The following is an 8,054-nucleotide window of genomic DNA, read 5'->3' as shown; positions in this document are numbered from 1 at the left end:
CTGTTGCTTCCTCTCCATCTCGCATATACCAAATTGTTTTGCATCCTGATTTAGAATCTTGTGGCGTAATGTCATAAAATTTAGGCTTAATAGGTTCTAATTTAATTTGCTTATTGGTTAATCCTGTATTACGCCCTTGTTTGAGCGCTTTCCATTCGTCAAACCATTCGTCAAAATTGACACCGCCAGAACGAATTAATTCTTGAATTGCAAAGAGCAAGGAAGGCTCTTCATTGGTAAGTTTTAAATTTTCTGGTTTCGGCGCAGGCTGCTTTCGAGTTGCCATAATTTTTGTCAAAAATTAAATATTTAATTTTGATTATAATACGTATGTAATTAAAGTTGTAGTTTTAAGTATGAACAATCTGATTATTAAAATCGAGTTAGCGCAAATAGCCTTATTTTTTGCCGCTTTAATGCCCTTGTACGGGCTAATCATGCAGATTATCAAAGCAGAGCGCAAAGCAGCCTTAGAACGCGAAAAAATGACAAATCAGTTGACCTTTGTCGAAAAACGACTAGACTCGATTGAGAATTGGATAGCAACTAATAGCGGACTTCGCTTACCAAAATAAAAATTGTAATTTTACTGGAGTTACTATCCCCCCCCTCTATTCTGGACTCGCACCTATACCACGGGCGAGATGATTGAACAGGGTAGAGCCTCGTTCCGGCGGATGTGGGAACTCAGGGGGGGGCTAAGCATGGTTGGCGCTGACGGACGGCGATACTGGAAAATGCGATGCCTAGACTATTCCTTGCCACTGAAGCATTGCGGGTGTACCTGGTTCTACGGGTACTAGCAAGTAAGCCCCTACTTTAGCTCCCTACTCTCTACACCTAACCCGCCCTAGCCCGGCGGGTTTTTATTGTAGACAGTATGTAGACAACTTGTAGACGGTTACCAAGCTCTAGAATATTGCTAGATGAAAAGACATAAATTTTAACATTAGGGGCGGTTATGCTTCTTTTTTTTTGGTTAGACTGAAAAACGAGATGAGTGGAATATGAGTGGAAAACGTCAAACAGGGATTGAGTGAAAATCCTAAATGACTTAGCCATAAGGCTTAGAAAGTTATGGGCGATGTAGGATTTGAACCTACGGCATCCTGCGTGTAAAGCAGGCGCTCTACCACTGAGCTAATCGCCCGATTGCGCTTACAGGGATTTATCATATCACAGTATCCCAGAAAGATCAACTAAAAAAATCATAAACTTTTAATGCCCTCTGGCCGCACCCACGATCGAATAACCCTATGGTGTTTGCCCCTGGTGGCAGGCGTCACCTTTGGCCATACTCAAAGCAGCAACCTGACTTTGCTCGTTTCCGGCAGCTTCCTAGTCGGCGGACTGATGTTTGGCCCGGATTTAGATATCTACTCCTGTCAGTATCAGCGCTGGGGATGGTTCAAATTTATTTGGCTTCCCTATCAAAAAAGCCTGCGCCACCGCTCTTTTTTGTCCCACGGGCCTCTGATCGGCACTGCTTTGCGAATCTTGTACCTTGCTATCTGGATCGCCGTTATAGGAGTCTTGGGATTGACAATCGCCGAAAAAATTGGCAACTTAGCCGGAAATTGGCAGGATGCGGTTTTGGGTTGCGGTCGATCGCTCCTGGAACACTATATCGAATTTATAGCCATCTACATCGGTCTGGAATTGGGCGCGATGAGCCACTATCTCAGCGATTGGGGCGGCTCGGCTTACAAACAGTTCAAAAAGAAAGGATTGAGCGGGTTGCACCCTCCTAAGACAATTAAGAGGCCGAAAAGCAAAGCTCCCCGCCGCACGTCTAGCAAATCTAATAGGTGAATAAGTAAATCCACCTAATAAAATGTAAAAGATCGCTCGCGATCGAGCAGGCTGTCTATGTGTTCCTTGTTCCTTGTTCCTTGTTCCTTGTTCCTTGTTCCTTGTTCCTTGTTCCTTGTTCCTTCTTCCTTCTTCCTTGTTCCTTCTTCCTTCTTCCTTGTTCCTTCTTCCTTCTTCCTTGTTCCTTCTTCCTTCTTCCTTCTAATTAAGGTGAATTTTAATGTCTAATTCCCACAGTCGATCGCTCGGTGCACTGGAAAACCTGATGGAAGTTGTGGCCTCATTGCGATCGCCCGACGGCGGATGTCCTTGGGATTTAGCCCAAACTCCCCAAACTCTGATTCCTCACATCATCGAAGAAGCCTATGAAACCGCCGACGCGATTCGCAAAGGAGACAAAAGTGCGATCGTTGAAGAATTGGGCGACTTGCTGTTACAAGTAATTTTGCAAGCACAAATTGCCAGCGAATCAGAACAATTTACCATGGCCGAAATCGCGGCGGGGATTACCGAAAAACTGATCCGGCGGCATCCCCACGTCTTCGGGGATGCGGAAATTAACAGCGTGGATGAAGTTAACGAAAACTGGGAAAAAATCAAAGCGGCAGAAAAAGGCATAACTTCTGAAAAGCCCCCAACTTTAGCCTCGAAAATGAGCCGTTACGCCAGCACTTTGCCGCCAATTACCGCCGCTGCAAAAATCTCTCAAAAAGCTGCGGAGGTGAGTTTTGATTGGGACAGTGTAGACGGCGTTTGGGATAAGTTTCACGAGGAAATGGCGGAATTTGAACGCGCTCTCAAACACGAGGATAAGGCGGCGCAGCAGTCGGAATTGGGAGATATTATGTTTGTGTTGGTGCAATTGGCTCGCTGGTACGATTTAGATGCGTCGGCTGCTTTGCAGGGGACGAACGATCGCTTCGTGGAGCGGTTTGCTAGAGTTGAGGCTGCGTGCGATCGGCCTTTGTCGGATTATCCGCCAGAAGAGTTAGACGCTTTGTGGCAGCAAGCTAAAGCTTTACTGGCGAAGCAAAAAGGCGCACCGTAATTTAGTCATATAACTGCTCCGGTTACAGACTTCTTGCATAAATTATTCATTGATGCAGGAACCGCAGATTTAAGGCAGATTAACACGGATAAACGCAGATAATTTCCAGATAATTTGAGCCTTTTGCAAGAGATATGGTAAAAGGCGTTTGTCGGTTGGAGCTTCCGAAAAACCATCGCGTACAATTTGTATATGAATTACCAAAGAGTTTGTGAAACAATTGAGCCATAATCACTGGAAGTTCGCAAAGAAATCGCTCTATCTGTAGCGAAAGAATGTATCCAACTGCTGAAGGAAAATTACGCAGCAAAAGAAGTCATTTTATTTGGTTCCTTGGCCGGCGATAGTCCTTGGCACTGGGCCTCGGATCTAGATTTTGCCGTTGTAGGTATTTCAAACGCTCAATGGTGGAAGGCTTACGGCGAATTAGAATCTTTGTGTCCGGGTTGGCTGAAAGTAGATTTGGTACAGTTGGAAGATGCTTCACCTCAGTTGCGCTGTCGGATTCTGAAAGAAAAACCCATGCCAGATAATATGTATTTAGCTCTCAAAACTCGCATTGAAGATGAGATGATTAGAATCGACCAAACTTGGGCGGTTGTGGAAACAATCTTGGCACAAGCTGAGACTCTACCAGAAATAGTTCTAACTCCTAGTTTGGCTAGTTACGTCAGTGATTTGTATGCAGGATTTGAAAGAATTAGCGAGCGAGTGGCTGTTGTCTTGGATGGGGGTATGCCTCGCGGCGAGAATTGGCATCAGGAGTTGTTGCGCCAAGTCGCGGAGGCGGGTGGCAAAAACCGTCCTCCGCGACTTGGCAGGGTTCCATATTGTTAGAACTTGATGATTACCGAAAATTTCGTCATTTAGTGGTGCACAGATATAAGGTCGATCTGCAAGCCGATCGCGTGTTAGAGTTGGCGCGGAATATGCAGCCATTGTTGGTGAGGGTGCGCGCCGCGGTGACGGTTTTTAATGAGTGGCTGGAAAGTCAGGCCCAAGAGTAAACTTTGTTGAACTCGCGACTAAGAGTCGGTAATCTCCTCGTAGAGCTTTGCATCGTTGTACGGCGGATGTTCGCAGGCGATATATAGAGCGTTTGTCGGTTCGAGGGGTTGATTTGTTACAGGATCGATCGGCTTGAGGACAAAGCACAATAGAGATAATGAGCGCCAGTCTAGATTATCCAACTTCCCGCGTTCGTAACGGTTGACTGTGGCGGCACTGATACCGACATCTTTGGGTACGGGTTGATTTGTCGCGATGAACAGCGCCTCTTCGTACCCCCTTGTTTTGAACTGTGTTTCGCTAACAGACCAACCTTTTGTCTGTCTTGCAGCCTTTAACATCTTACCCAAACGCATCCGCCCCGTCTCAGTGAAGCGAACGGGACGCAATTCCTGCCGGTTATCTACCACAGCGTTGTTAGAGAGTGCTGACATTTTTTCCACCTAGATTAACTCTCAAACTAGCACAGCATCAATGATTGAGGGTTGTACGAGCAACATCTGAGTTTAAATTAAATTTTGTTGCACAAGTGAGATAAGAATCTGATCTAGAGTAATATGTAATTGAGTCTAAACAGAACTTGCCTCTCAAGCCCTGAGTATACAGCCATGACAGCACTATTTCGCCGCATCTGCCCCTCGAAAAAGCTCCGTATCACCGCCCGATCGATCGCCCAATTCCTCAAAATCAGTCAAAATCTGATTAAGCGAGTCGAATCCTGGGCTTACGTAGTGTTCGTACACCATCACAAAGGCGGACAATTTATCTCGTACCGCAAGTTGGAAGAATGGCAAAATGCGATCGCCCACCACATCCAAACCTGCCCCACCCTCAGAGAACTCACGCAGCTCAAAACATCCATTCAGTACGACACCCGGAAATTCAAAAAACAATATCTCCCAAAAACCCTTGACTTTTTAGTTCAAATGTGCGTTGAAAGACAAGACATTTTAGAAATCTGGGAAAGCTCAAGCTGCATTGCTTCCTAGGAGAAATTAGGCAGATTTCCTAACTATCGCAACCGCACCCAACAGTGAGGAAGCTTTTAATGACCCAAACATGAGTTTTTATATTGCCGAACTTCCTTCTATCCGTTAAATCCGTTAGAGAATCCGTTGCCGAACTTCCTTCTATCCGTTAAATCCGTTAAAGAATCCGTTGCCGAACTTCCTTCTATCCGTTAAATCCGTTAAAGAATCCGTTGCCGAACTTCCTTCTCTCGAACAGAAGCGAAACATTTGCGAGCAATTGCGAGATAAAATCACCCCAAAAATCACCCGCGAATGCTCCGCCACATCCACAAAAGCGATCGCCTCTTCAATTAAGACATTGCTTGAGCGATATAATCAAAATAAGGAGCAGCTTCCTTAGCATCATCCTGATTGAGCAAAGCCAAAGAAGCTTCCTTCAAACAGCGGATAGCTTCCACCATGCCAGGAACAGGAACGCCAAGAGAATTGTACATTTCCCGAACGCCAATCAAACCGATGCTTTCGATCGGCTCCTTGTCACCGGCCAAGATACCGTAGGTAATCAGGCGCAAGTACCAGCCGTAGTCGCGCAGACACAAAGCCCGTTCGCGCTGGCCGTAAGCATTGCCTCCAGGGGAGATAAAATCGGGTCGTTTTTTCCAGAGTTTTTTGCTAGCTTCTTCAACAATTTTTTTCTCACTGTCAGACAGCGCAGTAGCAATACGCACCCGCTGTTCTCCGGTTTTAAAGAAATCCTTGATACTTTGGAGCTCGCCGGTACTGGGATAACGAAGTTCGTCGTCGGCTTGCAGAATTAATTGGCTAACTACGCTCATTGTTATTCAAATTTGAGGATATTTGAGGAAAAGATTCATTGACATTCCCATCTGTTAAAGATGAGATTTTTGCCGGGGCGACTTACCTTGCTGCTAACATTAATCAATCTTAGAAGCAGGCGGTCAACTTCCGCAAGCGTTATGCTTAGTGACTAAGCCAGTTTCCTTGTGTCCCAAGGTATTCTGGGAAAAATTAAAAAACTGCGATGCAAGAGTTTGGATGTCGGCAGACATTTAGACTGTTTCACGAGTTTGGACGGCTTCGCCCCAATAGCATATCGCACAGGCTCGATCGGGAGCAATGTTCCCTAATGCAAGCTTTGGCTGTAGCAGAAAGGGGTTCGGAAGCAGGAATACAGCCTGCACTTGAGCTTGAGTGCGATGGCTTGCGCCTCGCTTCGCTACGCCCGATCTCAAAAAAGACAGAGCGATATTGCATGACCATATTAAATCCTACCACGACTACTTGTGACCAAATCTAAATTCCCCACCCGAAACTCGACGAAAGTGACCAACCCTTGTCAGCAAGGTCAACTCATTGAGATAGAGATTACCGACTTGACAGACACCGGCGACGGAGTTGGCCGCTTCGGCGAGCTCGTGGTGTTTGTGCCCGATACCGTAACGGGCGATCGCATCCTCGCGCGCCTCGTGCAAGTCAAATCCAGCTATGCTACAGGTAAGCTGGACACACTTCTTTCAGCATCCGAACACCGCATCCGAGCCAACTGCATTGTCGCCGACAAGTGCGGTGGCTGTCAGTGGCAGCACGTAGACTATGAATATCAACTTGCAGCCAAGCAAAATCAAATTATTCAAGCCTTAGAAAGAATTGGCGGATTTAACGATGTGCGAGTCGATGAAATCTTAACGGGAAAAATCGAAGGATTCCCGCAATTTTTGGGATACCGCAACAAAGCGACTTATCCGGTGGCAATTTCTGCGACCAATCAAGTCCAAGCAGGTTACTATCAAAAAAGCACCCACAAATTAGTCAATCTAAATCAGTGTCCGGTGCAAGATCCGCGCCTCAATCCTTTGTTAAAAGAAGTCAAAGAAGACATCCACTGGAGAGATTGGCCAGTCTACGACGAAAAGAAACATACAGGAGAATTGCGCCATTTATCCTTGCGAATCGGACGGCGCACCGGGGAAATGCTGCTAACTTTAATAGTTCGCACGGGAGAGTTGCCGGGAATTGAAGCACAAGCCGCTGAGTGGCTGAAACAATATCCTCAACTTGTAGGTGTTTGTTTGAATGTGAATTCAGCTCAAACTAATGTGATTTTTGGTGCGGAAACTCGCTGCATTGCTGGTCAGTATTATCTCCGAGAAAAATTTGCTGGATTGAACTTTCAGCTAAGGGCAGATACTTTCTTCCAGGTAAATACAGAGGCTGCTGAAGCTTTGTTGCAGGTGATTGTCGGGGAGTTGAATTTGCACGGAAGCGAGGTTTTGGTTGACGCTTACTGCGGAATTGGGACTTTTACTTTACCCCTGGCCAAGCAAGTTAAAATAGCGATCGGTTTAGAAGTGCAACCTGCGGCGATCGAGCAAGCCCGATTAAATGCTGAGTTAAATGACTTAAAAAATGTCGATTTTCAGATTGGAACTGTCGAGAGTTTGCTGCCTTCCCTGGGATTGACACCGGATATTGTGCTGCTAGATCCGCCGAGGAAAGGGTGCGATCGCGCGGTGTTGGAAACAATCAAGGAAATCAAACCGAATCGGATTGTTTATGTTAGCTGCAAGCCGGCGACTTTGGCTCGCGACTTGAAGATTTTGTGCGAAAATGGGGATTATAGGTTAGCGCGGGTGCAGCCGGCGGATTTCTTTCCTCAGACTTCTCATGTGGAGTGTGTGGCGTTTTTGGTGAAGCTAGATGCTTGATGATTCGGATCTTGAAATCGCGGAAGAGTCAAACGAAGTCTGCCTTCGCAGACTAAGAGGATGTAATCTTTTACGTCGCTCGATAAGGTAAAATAGAATTAATTATCTCGCAGTCCAGTCGCTTGTAAAAGTTCCTTTGCCCAAACCAGATTTTGTTCTGACAGGGACGGTATCGGATCTCGATTGTAATCAATTCGATAATCATAGCCCGCGCGATCGTAAACACCTGCAAACAATTCTGGTAAGTTAACAATAGGTTCTACATCTTCCTCGCGCAAGGGAAGTAGAAATACAGGTAGAGAATCGCCCAGATTAAAAGCATAAAGTTCGGCAAGGGGACGGCGATTGCTGCGACTGACTAAAACGCGATAATCGCTGTGAATAGAATTGTTAACGGGACTTAAACAAATTTTAAGCCCAAACCAAGCCTAAACTCGCTTTATAAGCGGAGAATACGTCCCAATTTTGGTTCAACCATTTTACAAACCT

General features: G+C 45.9%; 12 protein-coding genes and 1 tRNA gene. 8 read left to right on the top strand and 5 right to left on the bottom strand.

What is annotated here, in order from left to right:
- A partial coding sequence (locus JGK39_RS31645) for a hypothetical protein (protein ID WP_293298761.1) occupies positions 1-286 on the bottom strand: 286 nt, incomplete at its 3' end.
- Between the two features lie 70 nt (positions 287-356).
- Here JGK39_RS31645 and JGK39_RS31640 point away from each other — a divergent pair.
- Positions 357-575 (top strand): hypothetical protein, encoded by a 219-nt coding sequence (locus JGK39_RS31640; RefSeq protein WP_293298758.1) that lies wholly within the window; start codon positions 357-359, stop codon positions 573-575.
- Between the two features lie 503 nt (positions 576-1,078).
- Here the strand turns inward: JGK39_RS31640 and JGK39_RS31635 are convergent.
- Positions 1,079-1,150: transfer RNA gene (locus JGK39_RS31635), tRNA-Val, on the bottom strand.
- Between the two features lie 71 nt (positions 1,151-1,221).
- Here JGK39_RS31635 and JGK39_RS31630 point away from each other — a divergent pair.
- From JGK39_RS31630 to JGK39_RS31615, 4 genes are all read left to right on the top strand, one after another.
- Entirely contained in the window at positions 1,222-1,812 is a 591-nt protein-coding gene (locus tag JGK39_RS31630; protein ID WP_293256307.1) for a metal-binding protein, read from the top strand.
- Positions 1,813-2,032: 220 nt separating this feature from the next.
- A complete protein-coding gene (gene mazG / locus JGK39_RS31625) occupies positions 2,033-2,860 on the top strand; it encodes a nucleoside triphosphate pyrophosphohydrolase (protein ID WP_293256309.1) in 828 nt (275 codons plus the stop codon).
- Positions 2,861-3,094: 234 nt separating this feature from the next.
- A complete protein-coding gene (locus JGK39_RS31620; RefSeq protein ID WP_366049513.1) occupies positions 3,095-3,697 on the top strand; it encodes a nucleotidyltransferase domain-containing protein in 603 nt (200 codons plus the stop codon).
- Between the two features lie 35 nt (positions 3,698-3,732).
- Positions 3,733-3,867, top strand: coding sequence for a hypothetical protein (locus JGK39_RS31615; protein ID WP_293298756.1), 135 nt, complete (start codon positions 3,733-3,735; stop codon positions 3,865-3,867).
- Positions 3,868-3,885: 18 nt separating this feature from the next.
- Here JGK39_RS31615 and JGK39_RS31610 read toward each other — a convergent pair whose 3' ends face one another.
- The gene (locus JGK39_RS31610; RefSeq protein ID WP_293256316.1) at positions 3,886-4,302 is read right to left on the bottom strand and encodes a helix-turn-helix transcriptional regulator; all 417 of its coding nucleotides are present in this window, start codon (positions 4,300-4,302) and stop codon (positions 3,886-3,888) included.
- 174 nt (positions 4,303-4,476) lie between these two features.
- Here JGK39_RS31610 and JGK39_RS31605 point away from each other — a divergent pair, with 174 nt between their 5' ends.
- Positions 4,477-4,857, top strand: coding sequence for a hypothetical protein (locus JGK39_RS31605; protein WP_293256319.1), 381 nt, complete (start codon positions 4,477-4,479; stop codon positions 4,855-4,857).
- A gap of 332 nt (positions 4,858-5,189) precedes the next feature.
- Here JGK39_RS31605 and apcD read toward each other — a convergent pair whose 3' ends face one another.
- Positions 5,190-5,675 carry an allophycocyanin subunit alpha-B gene (gene apcD, locus JGK39_RS31600; protein ID WP_190746013.1) on the bottom strand — a complete coding sequence of 162 codons (486 nt, stop codon included), beginning with the start codon at positions 5,673-5,675 and terminating at the stop codon, positions 5,190-5,192.
- A 168-nt stretch (positions 5,676-5,843) separates the two neighbouring features.
- On the opposite strand from apcD, the gene JGK39_RS31595 reads away from it, so the two are divergent.
- Complete coding sequence (locus tag JGK39_RS31595) at positions 5,844-5,987, top strand: hypothetical protein (RefSeq protein ID WP_293256332.1); 144 nt, start codon at positions 5,844-5,846, stop codon at positions 5,985-5,987.
- 156 nt (positions 5,988-6,143) lie between these two features.
- Entirely contained in the window at positions 6,144-7,565 is a 1,422-nt protein-coding gene (rlmD, locus tag JGK39_RS31590; protein WP_293298753.1) for a 23S rRNA (uracil(1939)-C(5))-methyltransferase RlmD, read from the top strand.
- 98 nt (positions 7,566-7,663) lie between these two features.
- Here rlmD and JGK39_RS31585 read toward each other — a convergent pair whose 3' ends face one another.
- Positions 7,664-7,948: a DUF4058 family protein gene (locus JGK39_RS31585; RefSeq protein ID WP_293298764.1), complete on the bottom strand. Its 285-nt coding sequence runs from the start codon at positions 7,946-7,948 to the stop codon at positions 7,664-7,666.
- Positions 7,949-8,054 lie beyond the last annotated feature (106 nt).

Origin of the sequence: Microcoleus sp. PH2017_12_PCY_D_A (assembly GCF_020738565.1) — a bacterium.
Lineage (GTDB): Bacteria > Cyanobacteriota > Cyanobacteriia > Cyanobacteriales > Microcoleaceae > Microcoleus.
This window is presented reverse-complemented; position numbering and strand designations above follow the sequence as displayed.

Coding starts and splice junctions, on each gene's coding strand:
- JGK39_RS31610 (WP_293256316.1), bottom strand. CDS start 4,302: ATGTCAGCACTCTCTAACAACGCTGTGGTAGATAACCGGCAGGAATTG.
- JGK39_RS31605 (WP_293256319.1), top strand. CDS start 4,477: ATGACAGCACTATTTCGCCGCATCTGCCCCTCGAAAAAGCTCCGTATC.
- JGK39_RS31640 (WP_293298758.1), top strand. CDS start 357: ATGAACAATCTGATTATTAAAATCGAGTTAGCGCAAATAGCCTTATTT.
- apcD (WP_190746013.1), bottom strand. CDS start 5,675: ATGAGCGTAGTTAGCCAATTAATTCTGCAAGCCGACGACGAACTTCGT.
- JGK39_RS31630 (WP_293256307.1), top strand. CDS start 1,222: ATGCCCTCTGGCCGCACCCACGATCGAATAACCCTATGGTGTTTGCCC.
- mazG (WP_293256309.1), top strand. CDS start 2,033: ATGTCTAATTCCCACAGTCGATCGCTCGGTGCACTGGAAAACCTGATG.